We start from the raw sequence: 20,350 nt of genomic DNA on the forward strand, positions 1-20,350 counted from the left end.
CCCAGGTGTGGCGTCGCCGGCCCTGGCCGCCGGCTCCCGCCTCCCGGCAGGCCGGCCCCCCCCCCCCCACACCCGCCGCCCCCCGGCCGCCGGCCCCCCCCCACTACATGGTTGGCTGGCAATTTATTGCACTTGAAGAACGATGTTCTAACGCATTGCTGTAACGAAATGGCTAATGTCGCCAGCCAGGTCGTCTCAAGGAAGACAGGTATGTCGATGGTGCAGAGATTGCGTGGTTGCTGTCTGTTGATGTGCTTGTTTGCAGGAGGGATATCGGCGCAGGAAGTGGTCGAAGTGCATGCGGACGCGGGGGCGGCACCAATCCGCGATATGGAGGCGGTCGTCGTCCATGGTGTTCAGCCCGGGCCGGGTTTGTGGCGGGTCAGCAAGGATGGGCATGTGCTTTGGATACTGGGCACGGTGTCGCCCTTGCCCAATCAGATCGAATGGCGGGCCGATGAGGTGCGTGCGGTGATTGCGCGCTCGGGGCAAGTCTTGTTGCCACCTGCTCTCACGTTCGATGCGGACATCGGCTTCTTCGGCAAGCTGGCCTTGGCGCCTTCGGTCTGGAAGGGCATGCGCAATGAGGATGGTGCCGAGTTGAGTGATGTACTCGAGCCTGCGGTATATGCGCGCTGGCGCGCAGTGAAGCAGCGCTACCTGCCCCGGGACGGTGGCATCGAGCGCAAGCGCCCGATGTTCGCCGCTGTTGAGCTGCAGGCGGCGGCTACCAAGGCGATTGGCTTGGGCCAGAAACCGGTTGTCTGGCCTGTGGTTGAGGCTGCGGCAAAAGCAGCAGGCATCACGCCCACACCGACGGCGTTGAAGATCAAGATTGAAGATCCCAAGGCTGCCGTCCGGGAATTCCGCGAAGGCGGTATGAATGATGCGCTGTGCCTGGAGCGGACCGTTGCCTTGATCGAGCACGATCTGCCCACCTTGGTCGAGCGGGCGAATGCCTGGGCGGTGGGTGATATCGAGGCACTGCGGCGCTCCCCTTATGAAGATGCCGGCAGTGCCTGCATGCAGGCGGTGACCGAGTCTGGCTTTGTGCGCAATCGCGGCTACGGCGATCTGAAGGCTCGCGTGCGGCAGCATTGGTTGTCGATTGCGGAGGGGGCGCTGCAGCGCAATGAAGAAACGTTTGCGATGTTGCCGGTGGATCGGTTGCTGGAAGCCGATGGCTATCTGGCAGCGCTGCAGGCGCGTGGGTATGAGGTTGAGTCGCCCTGAAGATCAGTTCTGTGGTCTGAGTGCGGAGCTCATGCAGGGATGGCGGGCGACGCTGTTGCTGATTTGTAGGAGCGGCGTAAGCCGCGAAGCTGAGATAGTTCGAACAACCGGTTTTTCCCTCACCGGATGGTGCTTTTGCTTCGCGGCTTACGCCGCTCCCACAAAAAGAAAAATCCGATGCCAGGGGGCTGGCATCGGATTTCGGGGTGCTCACAAGTTTGAGTTCAGCTCAGCTCGCCGCGCTCAACGGCGCCGTGCTGTCCTGCAGTTTCGGCCAGCGTTTCAGGATTGCTGCGCGAATGCCCGCCGCATCAATCCCGGCCTCGGCCAGCAGGTCTTCGCGGCTGGCGTGGTGCTGGTAGCTGTCGGGTAGGCCGAGGTGCAGCATCGGCATCAGCACGGCTTCGGCATTGAGCAGTTCGGAGACGCCCGAACCAGCACCGCCGGCAACCACGTTGTCTTCAACGGTGACAAAGCCGTCATGCGTGCGTGCCAGTTCCAGCAGCATCGCCTTGTCCAGTGGCTTGATGAAGCGCATGTTGACCACGCTCAGGCCCAGCTCGCGGCCGACCTGCTCAGCCGCCGGCACGGCCGCGCCGAAGGCGAGGATGGCGATGCGGCTGCCTTGCACGCGCAGCTGTGCCTTGCCGATTTCCAGCGTGGACAGGTCGGAGCCAACGGCAGCGCCGGGGCCGGTGCCGCGCGGGTAGCGCACCGCAGCCGGGCCTTTGTACTGCAGGCCGGTGCTCAGCATCTGCCGGCACTCGGCTTCATCGCCCGGCGCCATGACCACCATGTTCGGCACACAGCGCAGGTAGCTCAGGTCGAGGTTGCCGGCGTGGGTGGCGCCATCCGGGCCGACAACGCCGGCACGGTCGATGGCGAACAGTACGTCCAGATCCTGGGTGGCGACGTCATGTACCAGCTGGTCGTAGGCGCGCTGCAGGAAGGTGGAGTAGATGGCGACCACCGGCTTGGAGCCCTGCGTGGCCATACCGGCAGCCAGCGTCACCGCGTGCTGCTCGGCGATGGCGACGTCGAAGTAGCGGTCAGGATATTCCTTGCTGAAACGCACCAGCCCCGAGCCTTCGCGCATGGCCGGGGTGATTGCCAGCAGCTTCGGGTCGGCTGCGGCGGCGTCACACAGCCAGTCGCCGAAGATGTCGGTATAGGTCGGTTTCTTGGGCGCGCCCTTTTCCGGCAGGCCCTTGCTCGGGTCGAACGGGCCGACGGCGTGGTAGCCGATCTGGTCGTCCTCGGCCGGCTCGTAGCCTTTGCCCTTGGTGGTCATGATGTGCAGCAGGTGCGGGCCCTTGGCATCCTTCAGGTGCTTGAGGGTCGATACCAGCAGCGGCAGGTCATGGCCATCGATCGGGCCGGTGTAATGGAAGCCCATCTGCTCGAAGGCGGTGGACGGCACGAACATGCCTTTCCACTGTTCTTCCCAGCGCTTCACGAAACGCGCAGGCGGGCTGTGGCGCTTGTCGCCAAGGATCTTCTTGCCGCTCTCGCGCAGGGCGTTGAGGGTGCGGCTGGCGGTTGCCCGGCCCAGCATCTTGGTCAGTCCACCGACGGCTTCGGAGATGGACATGTTGTTATCGTTGAGGATGACCAGCACGTTCGGCTCGTCGTCCATGCCGCCGGCGTGGGCCAGCGCTTCGAAGGCCATGCCGGCAGTCATCGCGCCGTCGCCGATCACCGCGATCACCTTGCGATCATCGCCCTGGCGCTGGCGCGCGATGGCCATGCCCAGTGCGGCGGAGATCGAGGTCGAGGAGTGGCCGACGCCGAAGGTGTCGAATTCGCTTTCCTCGCGCTTGGGGAACGGCGCGACACCGTCCTTCTGCTTGACGGTGTGGATGCTGTCGCGACGACCGGTGAGGATCTTGTGCGGGTAGGTCTGGTGGCCCACGTCCCACACCAGCTGATCAACCGGGGTGTCATACAGATAGTGCAGGGCAACGGTAAGCTCGATCACGCCCAGGCCAGCCGCGAAGTGACCACCGCTCTTGCCCACCGATTCGATCAGGTAGGCGCGCAATTCGCCGGCAATGGCCCCCAGTTCGCTCTCGTCGAACAGACGCAGGTCATCGGGAGTCTTGATGCGCGACAGGCGCGGATAGCTGGCAGAGTCGATCATGGTCTTCGCGTTTCACTCGAAACGGTATTTTCCCCGTCCGGAGAGGGTGGGGCAAGCAAAGCACATCATCAATGAGTGCCGGATGAGGTGGTTTGGCACCAAGCTGAAGGCCGTGTTCAGCCTGGATGGCTGTTTCGCATGAATACGCGAGACCGCAGTGTGGGGCTCAGAGCCCGCGTTGCAGGGCTTTGCGCGGCAACTGCGACTTCAGGAAGGCCATCTGGTCGGCGAGGATGTTGCGGTTGGACAGGATCAGGTGCTCGATCCAGCTGGGCCGGTAGGGCACTGCCAGCAGCGGCATGTTGGCCTGCGCCGGGGTGCGGTTGCTCTTGCGCGAGTTGCAGTGGAAGCAGGCGCTGACCACGTTCTCCCAGGTGTCCTTGCCGCCCTTGGAGACGGGCAGGACGTGGTCGCGGGTCAGTTGCGGGCGGCTGAAGTGCTGGCCGCAGTAGAGGCAGAGCTGGGCATCGCGCGCGAACAACGCAGGATTGGTGAGGTTGGGCGTAGGATCGATCGCGCGCGAGCGGGCGTGGCCGCGCGAGGCAATGATTGGGTGCAGGTCCATGCCGCTGCGCAGGCCGGTCAGCCGCGACATAGCGCCATGCACGTGCAGGCAGGGATCGCCCATGGTCCAGGCGACGGCGCCGCGTGCATAAAGGCAGGCAGCGTCCTGCCAGTTGATCCAGTCCAACACGCGGCCGTGGGCATCCAGCGACAACAGTCGCACGGAGCCGAGGCGGTGCAGGGAGGGCGGAAGTGAAAACCCGTCTGTCGGAGCGGAATTCCCGGCTCCGGTATCGATCAGACTACGCGGTGTAGTGTCTGTCTCCATCGGGTTAACAGCTTATACACGATGCGTGACAGTTTGTGTAAAGGCGGGTGAAGCTCAGGTTTTGTGGGAGCGGCGTTAGCCGCGAAGCTGGTGGCGGCAGAAGCAAGAGCTGCCCTCACCCCAACCGCTCTCCCGTAAACGGGCGAGGGGCTAAAGCCAGAAGCAAAAGGCTGCCCTCACCCCAACCCCTCTCCCGCGGGCGGGAGAGGGGCTATGGTGCTGCTTGGTCGGTTTGGGTCAGTCGCCGAAGCGGACCGAATCCATGTCCATCAGCGAGTCGGCACCGGCGGCGATGCCGGCGGCGTGGCTCAGGGTGCGCGGCAGGATGCGGGCGTAATAGAAACGCGCGGTCTCCAGCTTGGCCTGCTTGAAGGCATCGGTGTGGCTGGACGCCTGCGCGGCGACCACCGAGCGGGCCCACCAGTAGGCAACTGCGATATAGCCGCTGTAGAACAGGTAGTCCCAGCTCGCTGCGCCCAGTTCTTCCGGATTGGCGGCGGCACGCTGCAGCACGTCGACGGTCAGCTTGCCCCATTCCTTGGCCTTGCCGCCCAACATCGGCAGGAACTCGGCCACGGCCGGGTTGCTGGCGTTGGCGGCGATGAACTGCTCGATCTCGGCCAGGAACAGCTTCAGGCCGGCGCCCTGCGAGGCGGCGGTCTTGCGGCCAATCAGGTCCAGCGCCTGGATGCCGGTGGTGCCCTCATACAAGGTGGTGATGCGGGCATCGCGGGCGTACTGCTCCATGCCGTGCTCGGCGATGTAGCCGTGGCCGCCGAACACCTGCTGGCCGTTGTAGGTAGCCTCGATGCTCCACTCGGTCAGGCAGGCCTTGACGATGGGGGTGAGGAAGCTGACCAGCGTATCGGCGTCGGCGCGCGCCTGCGCATCGGTACTGCTGTGTGCGGCATCGAGCTGGGTGTAAGCGTGTGCGGCGAGCAGGCGACCACCTTCGGTCAGTGCCTTGGTGGTCAGCAGCATGCGGCGCACATCGGGCTGGGCGATGATCGGATCGGCCGGCTTGTCCGGCTGCACGGCACCCTTGGGTGCGCGCGACTGCAGACGCTCGCGTGCATAGGCCAGTGCGCCCTGGTAGGCACGCTCGGACTGCGCCAGACCCTGCACGCCAACGCCGAGGCGGGCGGAGTTCATCATCACGAACATCGCCTGCAGGCCCTTGTGCGGCTGGCCGACGAGGTAGCCCTGGGCGCCATCGAAGTTCATCACGCAGGTGGACGAGCCGTGGATGCCCATCTTGTGCTCCAGCGCGCCGCAATGCAGTTCGTTGCGCTCGCCCTGGCTGCCGTCGCGGGCGACCTTGTACTTCGGGGTCACGAACAGCGAGATGCCCTTCGGGCCGACTGGTGCGTCAGGCAGCTTGGCCAGCACCAGGTGCACGATGTTGTCGGCGAGGTCGTGCTCGCCGGCGGTGATGAATATCTTGGTGCCGGTGATCGAATAGCTGCCGTCGGTGTTCGGCTCGGCGCGGGTTTTGAGCAGGCCCAGGTCGGTGCCTGCGTGCGGCTCGGTCAGGCACATGGTGCCGGTCCAGTTGCCGGCCACCAGCGGCTTGAGGAAGGCTTCCTTCTGCCAGTCTTCGCCGTAGTGTTTGAGCGCTTCAACCGCACCGTGCGACAGCATCGGGAACAGGCTCCAGGCCAGGTTGGCCGAGGACACCATTTCGCTCAAGGCCATGCCCATGGTTTCCGGCATGCCCTGGCCGCCGAAGTCCGGCGATGCGGTCAGGCCGGTCCAGCCGCCTTCGACAAACTGCGCATAGGCTTCCTTGAAGCCCGGTGCGGTGGTCACTTCATTGGTGGCCTTGTCGAGCTTGCAGCCGGTCTGGTCGCCGATCGCATTGAGCGGGGCAAGCACGCTGGTGCTGAAACGGCCGGCTTCTTCCAGTACCGCGTCGATGACGTCGGCGCTGGCATCTTCGAAGCCCATCGATGCAAACAGGGACTCGGCCTTCAATACGTCGTGCAGGGCGAAGCGAAGATCGGTAACAGGGGCTTTGTAGTTGCTCATCAGACGGCTCTCGAACTATGCGGGAACGGGTAGGGGATCAGCGCAGCACGCCGGGCAGGCCCGGGGCCTGGTTGAGGCTGTTGCGCGATTTGATGTCGAAACTGCGTTGCTTCTTTTCTTCTGGCGTGGCGCTGACGCTGCCTTCCAGTTCGTAGAACAGCGAGCGGCCACCGGCCAGTGCATCGGCGACGACAATGCGCGCCGAGGACGAGGGCTGCAGGCGGACCTTGATGACGTCGGCCGATTCCGGGCCGATCGACAGCGCCGGGCTGGCGCTGAGCGTGCCGGCGGCTTCATCGCCAACCTTCACCGCAAGCGACACGTTGTCGAAACGCATCGGCATTGAGCTGTAATTGCGCAGGCGCAATTCCACTTCCCAGTTGCCGTCATTGCCGACGCTCAACTGCTGGATGCTGGCGGCCGGTTCGGAGACGCGCTTCACCGGGCCATTGCCGCAGGCGGTGAGTACAAGTGCGAGTACGGCCATCAAGGCGTACTGGGGGCGAAAACGCATGGGGCGTGGTCCTCGGGTCCTGAGCTTATCTCCCAAGAATACTACGGCGTATGGCGGCCCGTTGGGTACAGGTCTGCAAGATCAGCCACTATGACGATGGGATGGCGGAACCGGCGCGGTCATGCATCGACTAATGCAGGGGGCAGAGGTTGCCGCCATTCGCGTCATTTTCTGGGGATTCATCAATGCGTTCATTCAAGTTGTTGCCGCTTGCAAGCGCTATACGCGGCGGTCTGGCAGTTGTGGCGCTGTGCGCCTCCGTTCCGGCGCTGGCAGCGCCACCGCAGTTCGATCTTCAGGCCGGCAGCATCGAGGATGTATTGCCGGAATTTGCCCGCCAGGCCGGCGTGCAGATCATCGCCCCGGCGCATTCAGGTGGGGCCCAGCGCATCGAAGTGGCCGAGCTGAAAGGGCAGATGGAGCCGCGCCAGGCGCTGGCCCGTCTGCTCACCGGCACCGGTCTGAGCGTGGCATCGGATGACGGCCGCACCATCACCCTGCGCGCGGCAACGCCGATGCTGGCCTCGCTCGGTGGATTGGGTGGTCTGGCCGCCGGGCAGGCCGCAGCCCCGGCTGCGCCGCAGGATGTTGCGCAGCCCGCGCCGGCCGCGGCCAGCCCCAGCGTCAGCACGCTGGACCAGATCACCGTGGTCGGCAGCCAGATCAAGGGCGCCAAGACCGCAGCGATCCTGCCGGTGGCGACCTTGCAGGCCGAGCAGATCGAGGCCACCGGCGCCGTTTCCGGCGACGAGCTGTACCGCTCCATCCCGCAGATGGGCGATGTCTCGTTCAGTGGCACCAACGGCGGCAACAGCTCCAACTACGCACGCGGCGATATCGCTTCGGTCAACCTGCGTGGTCTTGGCGTTGGCAATACTTTGTTGCTGATCAACGGCCGCCGCACCGTGGTCCATCCCACCAGCCAGGCCGACGGCAACCTGGTGCCGGTGCTGACCTACAACGCCAATGCGGTGCCGGTATCCAATCTGCGCCGTGTTGAAGTGCTGCTGGATGGTGCGGCCGCTATCTACGGCACCGACGCGGTGGCCGGCGTGGTCAACAACGTACTGCGCGACGACATGGACGGCGGCACCATCAGTGTGCAGAAAGGCTTCGGTGAAGGCACCGACCTGCGCGATATCGGGGTCAACGGCATGTGGGGCAAGAATTCCGAAGACCTGCGCTCCAATATCACCATCGCCTTCAACTATTACAACACCACCGGTTTGAACTCGCTGGACCAGGACTGGACCAAAAACGGCAACCGTGCGGCGGATTTCCTCGGCACGCCGTTTGAAGGCCTTGCCGGTACCGACAACCGCAACACCAACAGCCCGTGGGGCAACTTCACCGTGGTTGGCCCGCGCGTGTCGAAGAACGGCACATGGTTGACCACCACCGCCGGTGCCTTCCATGTGCAACCGACCAGCAACAGCGGCTGTGCGGCGACCATTGCCGATGGCCTGTGTGTGCAGTCCGGAAGCAAAGCCACCTCCGGCGCCGACGCCAATCTGCGCGACAACCAGCAGGGCCAGTATCCGCTGTCGATCAGCCCGGACGTGCGTCGTCTGAATCTGTTCGTCACCGGCAAGCATGACTTCGACAATGGCTTGTCGTTCTTCAGCGAGGCTGGCATCTACAACTCGCGTGCCTACAGCCTGCAGAACGGCGTCAACACCATCACCGCCTTGCCGATGACGGTGGCTGCCAACAACTACTGGAATCCGTTCGGCGCGATGTATCTGCCCGACGGCTCGCTCAATCCGAACCGCCTGCAGGGTTTGAACATCGGCGCCAACGGCGTGCCGGTGACCATCACCAGCTACCGTTTCGAGCGGCCGACCCGCATCGAGGTCAACAACACCCAGGTGCGCGCCTTGGCTGGCCTGCGTGGTTTCCACTACGGCTTCGATTGGGAAAGCGCTGCGCTGTACTCGGCGGCCAAGGTCAAGGACACCCAGGATGCAGTGAGCATGTCGCTGTTCCAGCAGGCCCTGGCCAATCCCACCGCGTCGGCCTACAACCCGTTCTGCGGCGGCTGCAATGACTGGGACAAGCTGGACCAGTTCTTCTACAAGGCACAGCGCCAGAGCAAGACCGAGCTGTTCCTGTGGGACTTCAAGGCCTCGCGCGCGGACCTGTTCAAGACCTGGGCTGGCGATGTCGGCATGGCCGCCGGCCTGGAAGTGCGCCACGAAACCCAGCGCGATGATCGTGATGCACGCGTCGATGGCTCGGTGACCTTCACCGATGCGATCACCGGCGTTGCCTATCCAAGCGACATGTACGGCGTCAGCCCGACCCCGGACACCTATGGTTCGCGCACCGTCGCGGGCCTGTTTGCCGAGTTCTCGGTGCCGCTGGTGTCGCCGGAAATGAACATCCCGCTGGTGCGCTCGCTGGACCTGCAGTTGGCCGGCCGCGCCGAGCGTTACAACGACTTCGGCAATGTCGCCAAGCCGAAGGTTGCGCTGGGTTGGCAGGTCTTTGATGGCCTGACCCTGCGTTCGTCCTGGGCCAAGGGCTTCCGTGCGCCCAACCTGGAGCAGATCAATGCCACCGTGGTGAGCCGCTCCAACACCCGCACCGACTACATCCAGTGCGAGGCGGACAAGCGCAGCGGTGCACAGCCGGCCTTCGCCAACTGCGGCGGCTACAGCTACTCCACCACCGCGCGCCGCTCGGGCAACCCGGACCTGAAGCCGGAAACCTCGACCAATACCAGCGCCGGTCTGGTCTTCCAGCCGCGCTTCATCCCGGAAAACTACGGTCGCTTCACCTTCGCCGTTGATTACTACAAGTACGAGCAGGAGGGCATCATCGGCCTGTTCGGCGAAGGCAATGCGCTGATCCTGGACTACATGCTGCGCCAGCAGGGCGGCAGCAACTCGGCGGTGGTGCGTGCAGATGCGACTGCTGACGACATCGCCCGCTTCGCCGGCACCGGTCTGGCCGCTGCCGGCAAGGTGCTGTACGTCACCGACCAATACGTCAACCTGGAGCCGCAGACCCTGCGTGGCGTGGACTACAACTTCAGCTGGAACTCGCCGGAAACCGCGATCGGCCGCTTCGATCTTTCGGTCACCGGTACCCACCTGATCGAGTTCTACCGCCAGCGTTCGCCGGCACTGCAGGCGCTGGAAGATGCCAAGTCCGCAGGGCTGGTGGACCCGTCGATCCGCATCACCGGTGGCGGTGACCTGATCGGCAATGGCGGCAACCCGGAATGGAAGTGGTCCGGAACGCTGACCTGGCGCTACCAGCAGCTGTCGGTGGGCGCGAGCGCGCGTTATGCCAGCTCCTACGTCGAAAACGGCCTGACCCTGGCTGATGGCACGCCGTGGACGGTGAAGTCGCAGACGCTGGCTAACGCTTTCGTGAAGTACGACTTCGCACGCGAAGGTTGGCTCAACAACGTGGCGGTCAAGGTCGGTGCCAACAACATCGCCAACAAGCGTCCGCCGATCTCCGACGATGTGTTCGGTTACCCGTCGGGTGTCTACCAGGCCAATCCGCGTTACTGGTACGTCAACGTGAGCAAGGCGTTCTGATGCCTAAAAGAGTTCCATTCCGCCATGTGGCGGGAACCGGGCAGGTGCCGCGATGAACGCGGCGCTTGCACGGGAGCGTGCCGGCTGGTTGGCCGAGCACATATTGCCTTGTGAGCCTGCCCTGCGCGACTGGCTGCGGCGGCGCCTGTCGCTGCGCCAGGACGTGGATGACGTGATCCAGGAGACCTACGCCATCCTCGCCGGGATGGCGGACGTATCGCACATCCTGCAGCCCAAGGCCTACGTGTACTCGGTCGCCCACTCGGTGGTGCTGCAGCAGTTGCGGCGTGCGCAGGTGGTGTCGATCGAGGCGGTAGCCGAGATCGACCGCGTCGCCATTGTTGGCGACGAAGTCAGCCCGGAACGGATGGCGTCATCAAGGCAGGAACTGGCGCGCATAGGCGCCTTGATCGAAAGCCTGCCGGACAAGTGTCGACAGGCCTTCGTGCTGCGGCGCGTGGAAGGCTACTCGCAGCGCGAGATCGCCGAACGCATGCAGATCAGCGAGAACACCGTGGAGAAACACATCTGCAAGGGAATCCGGGTATTGATGGATTCGATGAAGCGTGATGACGACGTAATGCAGAAGAGTAGTGAGCGGTTCGCCGCGGAAGGAGCAAGGCATGCGCGTCGGCGCTGATGCGAGTATTGATGATGTAGCCGCCAGTTGGGTGGCGCGCGAGGACCGCGCGCAACTCACGGTGGAGGAACGTGCGCAACGTGATGTCTGGCTGGAAGCCGATACGCGCCACTTTGGCGCTTATGCCCGCGCCCATGCAGTGCTGGCACGTACCGACCGCGCCCGCGCGCTGTCCGCCGGCGAAATGGACCGTGCATTCACCGCCCGCGCGCCACGACGGGCGCGGGGCGTACTGCGCTGGGCAATGGGCCTGGCTGCCGTGGTTGGCGTGCTCGCCATCGGCGTGCAACGCCAGGACGACGGTGCCGAGTATTTCGCTACCCGCAAGGGCGAGATCCTGCGCGTGCCGCTGCAGGACGGCTCGGCGATCACGCTGGATTCGGACTCGCAGGTGCGGGTGCAGTTCAGCGCGACCCGCCGCGACATCCACCTGCTGCAGGGCGAGGCTTTGTTCGACGTGGCCAAGAACCCGCAGCGCCCGTTCGTGGTGCGCGCGGAGGAAACCGATGTCACCGCGGTAGGCACCAGTTTCGCGGTCAGCCTTACCGAACGCCGCAGCGGTGGCGTGGAGGTGCTGGTGCGCGAAGGCATCGTCGATGTGACCGATACCCAGGGCGCGGTCGCCCCTGCGCGGCTGGTGGCCAACTACCGCGCGCTGGCCAACCGCAGCCACGGCATCCGCATCGAGGCGGTGCCCACGGATGACGTGGACCAACAACTGGCCTGGCGCGAAGGCATGTTGTCGTTCAACGGCGACACCTTGTCGGTGGCGGCGGCGCAGTTCCTGCGCTACAGCGATACCCGCATCGTCATCGATGACCCGCTGGTTGGCAGTCGCCGCATCGTTGGCTTGTATTCGGCCAGTGACCCGCGCGGTTTTGCCAACAGTGTCGCGCTGAGCCTTGGTCTGGTGGTGCAGCAGCGCGGAGACGTGGTGCGACTGAGCTCCCCTGATGCTGCGCCGCAGGCGGCGCGGTCCATGCAATGAATCTGGATAAGAACATGCATTACAACAGCAAGCGTGGTTTCGCCTTGGCGGTGCTCACCGCTGCATTACTGGGGGCTGGGCAGGCCAGCGTGGCCGCTACTGCCGACGACAAGGCTGTGTTGATCCGCGATGCCATGGTGTTCGATGGCACCGGCCGCGCGCCCTATGCAGCCAGCGTGTTGGTCGAGGATGGACGTATCGCCGCCATCGGTGCCGAGCTGGCGGCCCCCAAGGGCGCACGCGTGGTCAATGCACGTGGCCAGGCGTTGCTGCCGGGTCTGTTCGATCTGCACACGCATTGGACGCCCAACGCCACGCCGTCGGAACTGCCGCAGGTGGCGAACCTTTACATGGCGGCTGGCGTTACCACGGTCAGCGATTTCCACGAGCCGCCGGAGGCCTACGCGCCGCGCCGCGCATGGCTGGCCTCGATTGCCGCACCCGACGTCAAGTTCGCCGCGCGCATGAGCACGCCGCTCGGCCATGGCGCGGACTGGGGTGACGAGAACACCACGCGCTGGGTGAACTCACCCGAGGCCGCGCGTGCCGGGGTACGTGCGGTGGCCGCCTACAAGCCGGACTTCATCAAGGCCTTCACCGACGGCTGGCGCTATTCCAATGCCGCCGACAACAGCAGCATGGACGAGGAAACCCTCACCGCGCTGGTCGACGAGGCGCACAAGAATGGCCTCAAGGTGTTCACTCATACGGTGATGGTCAAGCGCGGCAAGGCCGCCGCACGTGCGGGTGTGGACGTGATCGCGCACAGCGTGCAGGACGGCTCGGTCGACGACGAGTTGATCGCACTGATGCGCGAGCACGGCACCGCCTACGCACCTTCACTGGCGGTATATCTGCCCGAGCGCGTTGACGGCAGCGGACGCAACAACGGCAAGCCGGATGTGCTGGCCCAGCGCGAGCAGAACTTCGCCAATGCCTTGCACAACGTCAAGACGCTGCACGATGCCGGTATCCCGGTAGTAGTGGGGACCGATGCCGGTATGACCGGCACCCCGCACGGCACCTCGACCCTGCGTGAGCTGGAACTGCTGGTGCAGGCCGGGCTGACGCCAAGTGAGGCCTTGCTGGCTGGTACGTCGGCCAGCGCCAAGGCGCTGGGTGTGAATGACCGTGGCAGCATCGAGGTCGGCAAGCGTGCGGATCTGTTGCTGGTAAGCGGTCGCCCGTGGGAGAGCATTGGCGACGTTCGCAATACGCAGCAGGTGTATGTGGCCGGCCGCCAGGTGCAAGGCAAGGGCGCGGTGTTGCCGGCCGGCAACAAGGCCTTGGCCTTGCCGGCGCTGCCGGTGCAGGCCCTGGTCGATGACTTCGAGCGCAGCGATGGCCGTACCGCCCTGGACACGCTGCGCGTGGACGAGGCCGACGGTGGCAATGACCGCACCGCGCAGGTCACCGAAATCGTCGCACGCGAGACCGGCGGCAACGCACTGGCGACCCAGGCCAAGCTGTCCAGCAAGGACACTGCCTTCGCTGCGACGATCCTGCCGCTGAGCCGTGGTTCGGTGGCGCCGGTGGATGCGCGTGCCTATCGCGGCATCCGCTTGGAGCTGCGCGGCAGCGCACCGGAATTGCGACTGGAAGTACGGGCCTTGGGCAACCGTCGTTTCATTGCCCCCTTGCAGGCCGGCGCGCAATGGCAGACGGTGGAGATTCCGTTCACCGCACTGCAGGGCCAGCCGCCGTATCGCGCCAAGGCACCCGTGGCGGTATGGAAAGGCGATGACCTGCAGCAGTTGGTTGTCTCCGGCAGCGGCGAACCCGGCAGCAAGCTGTGGTTCGAGATCGACAACGTCAGTTTCTATTGATGCGTGGGGCTGGCTGGATGAAGACCCGTTATCTGCGTGCCGCGTTGCTGGCAGCGTTGCTTCCTCTTGCAGGAGCGACACTTGCCGCAGATGTGATCAGCACGTTGGACAGCTACGCGCAGCGGCAGGCAGAGCTTGGGCAACTGTTGTGGCAGCAGCCTGAGCTCGGCTATCTGGAACATGCATCATCCGCGCTGTTGCAGAAGGAGTTGCAACAGGCCGGCTTCCACATCCAGGCCAATGTCGCCGGCATGCCGACGGCCTTCGTCGCAAGCTTCCGCAATGGCAGCAAGGGCCCGGTGATCGCGCTGCTGGCAGAAATGGATGCGTTGCCTGGCATGTCCCAGACCGCAGAGCCGGTGCGCAGCATCATCGCTGGCCAGGATGCCGGACAGGCCTGCGGCCACAATCTCTTCGGTGCGGCGTCGGTGGGCGCCGCCCGCGCCTTGGCGCAGTGGATGCAGCAGACCGGTACGCCCGGCGAAGTGCGGCTGTACGGAACGCCGGCAGAGGAGGGCGGCTCCGGCAAGGTGTACATGGCCAAGGCGGGGCTGTTCGATGACGTGGATGTGGTACTGCATTGGCATCCGTCCGACGAGAACTCCGCTGCGCAAGGCACGACGCTGGCCAACATCAGCGGCAAGTTCCGTTTCCACGGGCACGCCGCCCACGCTGCCATCGCCCCCGAGCGCGGCCGCTCCGCGCTGGACGGCGTGGAGGCCTTCAATTACATGGCCAACCTGATGCGCGAGCACGTGCCCGACGGCACCCGCATCCATTACGTGATCAGCAACGGTGGCGCCGCACCCAACGTGGTGCCGGATGCGGCCGAGGCTTACTACTACGTGCGCCACACCGACCCCGCAGTGGTGCGCGATGTGATCGAGCGCCTGCAGAAGGCGGCCGAAGGCGCGGCAATGGGGACAGGTACCACGGCCGAGTTCGAGCCGACGGGTGGTGTGTATTCGCTGTTGCCCAACGACACGCTTGGGCAGGTGATGCAGGTAGCACTGCAGCAGGTTGGCGGCGTGCAGTACGACCCGGCCGAGCAGGCGTTTGCAAAGAAGCTGCAGGAGAGTCTGGAAAAGCGCCCAGACCTGCAGGTGGCAACACAGCTGCAGCCCTACAGTGCGGATCAGGCGGGTAGCGCATCCACCGATGTTGGTGACGTTAGCTGGAACGTCCCCACGGTTGGCGTGAGCACCGCAACCTGGGTGCCCGGAACCCCGGCGCACAGCTGGCAGGCAGTTGCTGCATCGGGCATGTCGATCGGTGCTAAAGGCGCGTTGAACGCCGGCAAGGTAATGGCCTTGGCCGGCGTGCAGCTGCTGCAGTCGCCGGAGCTTGTGGCTAGGGCCAAGCGGGAGCTCGACGAGCGCCGCGGCGCAGGCTTCCGCTATGTGCCGCTGCTGCAGCGGGATGCGCCGCCGTTGGACTACCGGCGCAAGGCCAAGGACTGAAGCTCGCTGTCGCGCGATTGCAATCTTGGTTCTACGCGGGCTTCACCGCAGCGTGGGCAAGGTGGCGACCGGAGTGATGTTGCTGGGTAGCCCATCGCGCCCTCGGGTGGCGGCCCGATCCCCTCCATCGGGTCGCCGCTCGTGTTCGATCCAGGCGGGGGCGTTTTGCGCAGCGCGGACAACAGCGCTATGCTCGGTTTACCGTGTGGGGCGGTAGCTCAGCTGGGAGAGCGTCGCGTTCGCAATGCGAAGGTCGGGAGTTCGATCCTCCTCCGCTCCACCAAGTCTTCGAGCAAAGAAGCCGCATCGGATGATGCGGCTTCTTTGCGTTTTTGCGCTGGGAATAGGCGCTTTGGTGATTTTTTCGCCATGTGGCGGCGCGGCTTCTGCATCTGAAGCCTCGCTACACAAGGCATTTCGAGGAATTTTCAGCGGATGTGAAAATTTTTGTGAAATTGGCTTGCCGAAATCGAAATAGCTCCGTAATATACGCCTCCTCGACGGCAGCAACGCCGACGAAAACAAAACAAAGTGGCCGAGTAGCTCAGTTGGTAGAGCAGGGGATTGAAAATCCCCGTGTCGGCGGTTCGATTCCGTCCTCGGCCACCAAAATTTCAAGGGTTCGCAGAAATGCGAGCCCTTTTTTGTTCTCTGTTTACACCGTTTCCGCACCAATACCTTCGGCGTGCTCGCGTTGTGCACGGTGCTGCTGCTGTCAAAGATCCGCCAGCCCTGGCGGATTGGTCTGCGAGCGCGGCACGGCTTCCGACTGCAGGTTCCAGCGTGCCAATGCGGCGGCGTAGTTGCCGTTGTCGATCTGGGTGTTGAGGCTCTGGGTGATGGCTGCGGCCAGCCCACTGCCTTTGCGGGTGGCGACCGAGATGGACGCCGCGTTCGGCCAGCCGCCGGGGAACAGGCCAACCTGACGCACCTTGCCGTCGCGTGCGGCGTAGGCGCCGGTGGCATTTGGTTCGAATGAGATATCCGCACGTCCGGTGATCACCGCCAAACGGCCAACGGTCGGATCGTCGAGGTATTGATACTCCACCGGCGCCAGTCCGGCGGCCACGTTCTGTGCATCCCAGCGGCGAAGTATCTGGTCCTGGTTGGTGCTGGCGCCGACGACGACCTTCAGCCCAGCGACGTCGCGCGGCTGGGTGATTGCTCGAATCGGGCCGCCGCTGCGGGTATAGATGCCGAGCAGGTCGTAGCGGTAGCTGGAAAAGTCGAACTTGCGCTTCCTGCTCTCGGTGACGGTGATGTTGGAGATCACCGCGTCGTACTTGCCCGACTCCAATCCCAACGGCCAGTCCGGCCAGGCCACCGGAACCAGGTTCAAACGCAGGCCCAGCGAGTCAGCGATCAGTCTGGCGATGTCCGGTTCAATGCCGATCACCTGCTTCCCATCAGCAGCGTAGTCGCCGAGCGGTAGTGCGGCAGGTGTGGTGGCGATGGTGAGGGAGCCCGGTTTGGCGAAGACATAGTTGTCTGGTAGCAGGCCGATGGCGCCGGGCTCGGCTTGGGCATGATGGAGCGGTTGCCTTGTCGCAAGCGATGACGCTGCAGCCGTGACGTTGTCGGGTGCAGCGCCAGCGCGTGTGTAGAGAATCAGTCCGACACCAGCGGCAAGAGCTGAAATAACGATGCGCGTGCCTAGGTGGCGGCGGATGGGAACAGGCATGGTGAGCTCCAATAGCTGAAGTGGGTTCAAAGCACGCTTGCGAGGAATTCAGCGGTGCGGGCCTGCCTTGGTTGTTCGAACAGCTGTGCCGGTGTGCCCACCTCCACCACACGGCCGCCTTCCATGAAGACCACCTTGTCGGCGATGCGACGGGCGAAACTGATTTCGTGGGTGACGATCACCAGCGTGGTACCTGAGCGGGCCAGTTCCTCGATGAGTGCCAGCACTTCGTTGACCAGTTCCGGATCCAACGCCGAAGTGGGCTCGTCGAACAGCAGTACCTTGGGTTGCAGTGCCAGCGCCCGGGCGATGGCGACGCGTTGCTGCTGCCCGCCAGAGAGCTGGCGGGGATAGCTGTCTGCCTTGTCCAGCAGACCAATACGCGCCAGCAGCGATAGTGCCAATGATTCGGCGTCTGCTCGTGTCGCGCCGCGTACCGCGATTGGTGCTTCGATCAGGTTCTGCAGGACGGTCAGGTGCGGGAACAGGTTGAAACTCTGGAACACCATGCCGATGTCGGCACGTCGCCGGCGTACGTCGGCCTCTTTCAGTTCATGCAGGACATTGCCGTCGTGGCGGTAACCGACCAGTTCACCATCGACACTGACGAAGCCCGCATCCACCCGTTCCAGGTGATTGAGGGTACGCAGCAGGGTGGATTTACCGGCACCGGACGGGCCGATGATGGCAGTGACGCTGCCCGCGCCCAGCTCCAGTGAAACGTCATTGAGTACCTGCAGCTCCGCGTAGGACTTGTCGACGTGCTGGATCGAGATGCTGCCGCCTGCGCGCTGCGCCAACGGCGCGCTGGTCACCGTCGGCAGGCGTCTGCCTCGCTGCCTGTGGGGACGTGCGTCACGGCTGCTCCCGCGCGCGAATGCTCGTTCAACACCGACCTGTATCACCGACAGGAAGCTCAGCAGCACCAGGTACCAGATGGTGGCCACCATCAGCAGCGGCACGACGTCCAGATTGCGGCGGTAGATCACCTGGATGGTGTAGAACAGTTCCGGCAGCGCCAGTACATAGACCACTGAGGTGGCTTTGGCCAAACCGATGATGTCGTTGAAGGCGGCAGGCAGGATGCTGCGCATGGCCTGTGGCAGCACGATGCGGCGAACTTCGCGGTGACGCGGCAGGCCAAGCGCGGCGGCGGCTTCAAACTGGCCAGGGTCGACCGACAGGATGCCGCCACGGATGACCTCTGCCGAGAATGCAGCCTGGTTCATCGCCAAGCCGAGGATCGCGGCGGTCAGCTGGGTGATCAATTGTGTGGTCGGGTAGCTGAAAAGCAGGATGTTGGTGAACGGCACCTTCAGCTGGATGGTTTCGTAGAGATAGCCCAGGTTGTTGAGCAGCAACAACAGCACCAGCAGCGGGATGGAGCGGAACAACCACACATAGCCCCACGACAGGCGCGCAAGCAGTGGCGAACCGGAGACGCGCGCCAAGGCCAGGGCAGTGCCCAGCGCGAAGCCGAGCACGGTGCCGCTGGCCGTCAGCAGCAGGGTCAAGCCCAGGCCTTTGAGTACCTGGTCGGCGAAGAACCAGTGGGCGAAGACCGACCATCCCCAGCGCGGGTTGCCCAGCACCGATTGCATGATGGCCAGGAGGATGACGATGGCCGCGACGGTGCCCAGTGCGCAGCGGATGGCGTGCGGGCACGATACGGGTCGTGGCAGTGAGGGTTGCGTGGTCGGCGTGCTGTCGGAGCTGCGCAAGCGTTTGTGCGTTCATCAGGCGCGGGCTCCGGCAACGGTAGCGAGGTTGACTGTGTTGCTGAGCTGCTTTTCAAACGGCAGGTGCACGACGCGTTCGGCGGCCTCATCCAGGTTGAACAGCGCCTGATAGCCATGCTTCAGGTACAACTGCACAGCTTCGGGTTGACGGAAGCCGGTGGTGAGGTAGACGCGCTCATAGCCTTGCCGGGCTGCATTGCGCTCCAGTTCGGCCAATACGCGCGATGCAATGCCTTGGCGGCGTACGTCGTGACGGGTCCAGATGCGTTTGAACTCGGCGGTGCCGGGATCGTGATGGGCCATGAAGGCGCCGCCAGCGATGGCATGGCCATCACGCAGCAACAGCAGGAACGCGCCACGCGGCGCGCTGAAGGCGGCGGCTGGGTAGCGTTCAAGCTCGTCGCGGGCACTGCCGCCAATCTGCTTGATCACATCGCGGTAGCGATCGCCGTATTCCTGCTCCAGGCCTGCGAACAGCGGTGCAGCCCGAGGATCATCCACCGAAGTGAGGAGGAAGTGTTCGCTCATGCGGGTTCCTCCAGGAATCGCTCGGTGAGGTGGGCCCAGTAACTGGCGGCCGGAACGATGCTCGCGTCGTTGAACACATAGCGCGGGCTGTGCAGTGGCGCGCTGTCGCCATTGCCGACGAAGAGAAAGCTGCCCGGGCGCTGCTGCAACAAGAAGGCGAAGTCCTCGCTGGCGGTACGCGGCGGCAGCTGCTCCACCACCGCATCGGCACCGAACAGCTGCCGCGCTGCGTTACGCGCGAAGGCGGTTTCTGCAGCGTGATTGAGCACACTTGGGAAACCCACCGGGAAGTTGATCTGCACTTCCGCGCCGAAGCTGCTGACCAGTGCGGTGGTCAGTGTCTGGATGCGTTCGCGCAGGTGCTGGCGGACTTCGGGCAGGAACGCGCGCAGGGTCAGCTTCAACTCCACGCTGTCTGGGATGACGTTGGCGGCGTTGCCACCGTGGATGGCACCCACGGTTACCACCGCCATCTCGCGCGGGTCGATATTGCGCGACACCAAGCTTTGCAAGGCGGTCACCAGATGCGCCGCCACCAGGATCGGGTCAACGCCGGTATGTGGCTCGGCACCATGTCCACCCTTGCCGATGATGCGAATGCCCGCCCAGTCCACCGACGCCATTGCCGGGCCATCAACAAAGCCAAGCCGGCCGGTGGCGATACCCGGCCAGTTGTGCAGGCCGAAAATCGCATCCACCGGGAAGCGCTCGAACAAGCCGTCTTCGATCATCCGCGTTGCGCCCTTGCCGGTTTCTTCGGCCGGTTGGAACACCAGTTGCACGCTGCCTTCGAAACGGCCATGACGGGCAAGATGATGGGCGGCGGTCAGCAGGATAGTGGTATGGCCGTCATGCCCACAGGCGTGCATCAGTCCTGGCGTGCTGCTGGCATACGGCAGGCCCGAGTCCTCGCTGATCGGCAACGCATCAAAGTCTGCACGTAGTCCGATGCTGCGGGTGCCGCTGCCGCTGCCACGGCGCAGCGTGCCGACCACGCCGGTGCCGCCGACACCGGTGGTGACGTCATAGCCCCAGTCCGCAAGCAGATTGGCGATGCGTGCACTGGTGCGGTGCTCTTCAAACGCAAGCTCGGGATGTTGATGCAGGTCATGGCGGATGGCGATGGCCTGGTCTGCAAAGGCGGCGATATGTCGGTTGTGCGAAGGGGGCTGGGTGATCATGGCGTTGGC

At 64.4% G+C, this 20,350-nt stretch carries 13 protein-coding genes, 2 tRNA genes and 1 pseudogene; 8 read left to right on the forward strand and 8 right to left on the reverse strand.

The window, feature by feature from the left end; genetic code table 11:
* The first annotated feature begins 216 nt into the window (after positions 1–216).
* A complete protein-coding gene (locus ACVOLL_RS05790) occupies positions 217–1,233 on the forward strand; it encodes a TraB/GumN family protein (RefSeq protein WP_481512031.1) in 1,017 nt (338 codons plus the stop codon).
* 229 nt (positions 1,234–1,462) lie between these two features.
* On the opposite strand, the gene dxs is transcribed toward ACVOLL_RS05790, so the two are convergent.
* From dxs to ACVOLL_RS05810, 4 genes are all read right to left on the reverse strand, one after another.
* Positions 1,463–3,373: a 1-deoxy-D-xylulose-5-phosphate synthase gene (gene dxs / locus ACVOLL_RS05795; protein WP_481512032.1), complete on the reverse strand. Its 1,911-nt coding sequence runs from the start codon at positions 3,371–3,373 to the stop codon at positions 1,463–1,465.
* Positions 3,374–3,539: 166 nt separating this feature from the next.
* Entirely contained in the window at positions 3,540–4,205 is a 666-nt protein-coding gene (locus ACVOLL_RS05800) for an HNH endonuclease (protein ID WP_481512033.1), read from the reverse strand.
* 237 nt (positions 4,206–4,442) lie between these two features.
* Entirely contained in the window at positions 4,443–6,233 is a 1,791-nt protein-coding gene (locus ACVOLL_RS05805) for an acyl-CoA dehydrogenase C-terminal domain-containing protein (protein WP_481512034.1), read from the reverse strand.
* A gap of 37 nt (positions 6,234–6,270) precedes the next feature.
* Positions 6,271–6,747, reverse strand: coding sequence for an LEA/WHy family protein (locus ACVOLL_RS05810; RefSeq protein ID WP_481509939.1), 477 nt, complete (start codon positions 6,745–6,747; stop codon positions 6,271–6,273).
* A gap of 185 nt (positions 6,748–6,932) precedes the next feature.
* Here ACVOLL_RS05810 and ACVOLL_RS05815 point away from each other — a divergent pair, with 185 nt between their 5' ends.
* The 7 genes from ACVOLL_RS05815 (at position 6,933) to ACVOLL_RS05845 (ending at position 15,821) form a co-directional block, all read left to right on the forward strand.
* Entirely contained in the window at positions 6,933–10,298 is a 3,366-nt protein-coding gene (locus ACVOLL_RS05815) for a TonB-dependent receptor (protein ID WP_481512035.1), read from the forward strand.
* 52 nt (positions 10,299–10,350) lie between these two features.
* Complete coding sequence (locus ACVOLL_RS05820; protein WP_296253322.1) at positions 10,351–10,938, forward strand: RNA polymerase sigma factor; 588 nt, start codon at positions 10,351–10,353, stop codon at positions 10,936–10,938.
* Positions 10,922–11,926 carry a FecR family protein gene (locus ACVOLL_RS05825; protein ID WP_481512036.1) on the forward strand — a complete coding sequence of 335 codons (1,005 nt, stop codon included), beginning with the start codon at positions 10,922–10,924 and terminating at the stop codon, positions 11,924–11,926. The genes ACVOLL_RS05820 and ACVOLL_RS05825 overlap by 17 nt, the downstream gene beginning before the upstream one ends.
* A 14-nt stretch (positions 11,927–11,940) precedes the next feature.
* Positions 11,941–13,752 carry an amidohydrolase family protein gene (locus ACVOLL_RS05830; RefSeq protein ID WP_481512037.1) on the forward strand — a complete coding sequence of 604 codons (1,812 nt, stop codon included), beginning with the start codon at positions 11,941–11,943 and terminating at the stop codon, positions 13,750–13,752.
* 17 nt (positions 13,753–13,769) lie between these two features.
* A complete protein-coding gene (locus ACVOLL_RS05835) occupies positions 13,770–15,212 on the forward strand; it encodes an amidohydrolase (RefSeq protein WP_481512038.1) in 1,443 nt (480 codons plus the stop codon).
* 207 nt (positions 15,213–15,419) lie between these two features.
* Positions 15,420–15,495: transfer RNA gene (locus ACVOLL_RS05840), tRNA-Ala, on the forward strand.
* 250 nt (positions 15,496–15,745) lie between these two features.
* Positions 15,746–15,821 (forward strand) — tRNA-Phe (locus tag ACVOLL_RS05845).
* Between the two features lie 106 nt (positions 15,822–15,927).
* Here ACVOLL_RS05845 and ACVOLL_RS05850 read toward each other — a convergent pair.
* From ACVOLL_RS05850 to ACVOLL_RS05865, 4 genes and pseudogenes are all read right to left on the reverse strand, one after another.
* The gene (locus ACVOLL_RS05850) at positions 15,928–16,893 is read right to left on the reverse strand and encodes an ABC transporter substrate-binding protein (RefSeq protein ID WP_481512039.1); all 966 of its coding nucleotides are present in this window, start codon (positions 16,891–16,893) and stop codon (positions 15,928–15,930) included.
* 26 nt (positions 16,894–16,919) lie between these two features.
* Positions 16,920–18,630 (reverse strand): annotated as a pseudogene (locus ACVOLL_RS05855) (amino acid ABC transporter permease/ATP-binding protein).
* A complete protein-coding gene (locus ACVOLL_RS05860; RefSeq protein ID WP_481512040.1) occupies positions 18,630–19,160 on the reverse strand; it encodes a GNAT family N-acetyltransferase in 531 nt (176 codons plus the stop codon). The pseudogene ACVOLL_RS05855 and the gene ACVOLL_RS05860 overlap by 1 nt, the downstream one beginning before the upstream one ends.
* A complete protein-coding gene (locus tag ACVOLL_RS05865; RefSeq protein ID WP_481512041.1) occupies positions 19,157–20,341 on the reverse strand; it encodes a M20 aminoacylase family protein in 1,185 nt (394 codons plus the stop codon). Before ACVOLL_RS05865 ends, ACVOLL_RS05860 begins: the two co-directional genes overlap by 4 nt.
* Positions 20,342–20,350 lie beyond the last annotated feature (9 nt).

Source organism: Stenotrophomonas sp. STEN035, assembly GCF_056759935.1.

Bases quoted from the DNA above. Each gene is read 5' to 3' on its own strand.
- ACVOLL_RS05790 (WP_481512031.1), top strand. From the start codon at position 217: ATGGTGCAGAGATTGCGTGGTTGCTGTCTGTTGATGTGCTTGTTTGCA.
- dxs (WP_481512032.1), bottom strand. From the start codon at position 3,373: ATGATCGACTCTGCCAGCTATCCGCGCCTGTCGCGCATCAAGACTCCC.
- ACVOLL_RS05800 (WP_481512033.1), bottom strand. From the start codon at position 4,205: ATGGAGACAGACACTACACCGCGTAGTCTGATCGATACCGGAGCCGGG.
- ACVOLL_RS05805 (WP_481512034.1), bottom strand. From the start codon at position 6,233: ATGAGCAACTACAAAGCCCCTGTTACCGATCTTCGCTTCGCCCTGCAC.
- ACVOLL_RS05810 (WP_481509939.1), bottom strand. From the start codon at position 6,747: ATGCGTTTTCGCCCCCAGTACGCCTTGATGGCCGTACTCGCACTTGTA.
- ACVOLL_RS05815 (WP_481512035.1), top strand. From the start codon at position 6,933: ATGCGTTCATTCAAGTTGTTGCCGCTTGCAAGCGCTATACGCGGCGGT.
- ACVOLL_RS05820 (WP_296253322.1), top strand. From the start codon at position 10,351: ATGAACGCGGCGCTTGCACGGGAGCGTGCCGGCTGGTTGGCCGAGCAC.
- ACVOLL_RS05825 (WP_481512036.1), top strand. From the start codon at position 10,922: ATGCGCGTCGGCGCTGATGCGAGTATTGATGATGTAGCCGCCAGTTGG.
- ACVOLL_RS05830 (WP_481512037.1), top strand. From the start codon at position 11,941: ATGCATTACAACAGCAAGCGTGGTTTCGCCTTGGCGGTGCTCACCGCT.
- ACVOLL_RS05835 (WP_481512038.1), top strand. From the start codon at position 13,770: ATGAAGACCCGTTATCTGCGTGCCGCGTTGCTGGCAGCGTTGCTTCCT.
- ACVOLL_RS05850 (WP_481512039.1), bottom strand. From the start codon at position 16,893: ATGCCTGTTCCCATCCGCCGCCACCTAGGCACGCGCATCGTTATTTCA.
- ACVOLL_RS05860 (WP_481512040.1), bottom strand. From the start codon at position 19,160: ATGAGCGAACACTTCCTCCTCACTTCGGTGGATGATCCTCGGGCTGCA.
- ACVOLL_RS05865 (WP_481512041.1), bottom strand. From the start codon at position 20,341: ATGATCACCCAGCCCCCTTCGCACAACCGACATATCGCCGCCTTTGCA.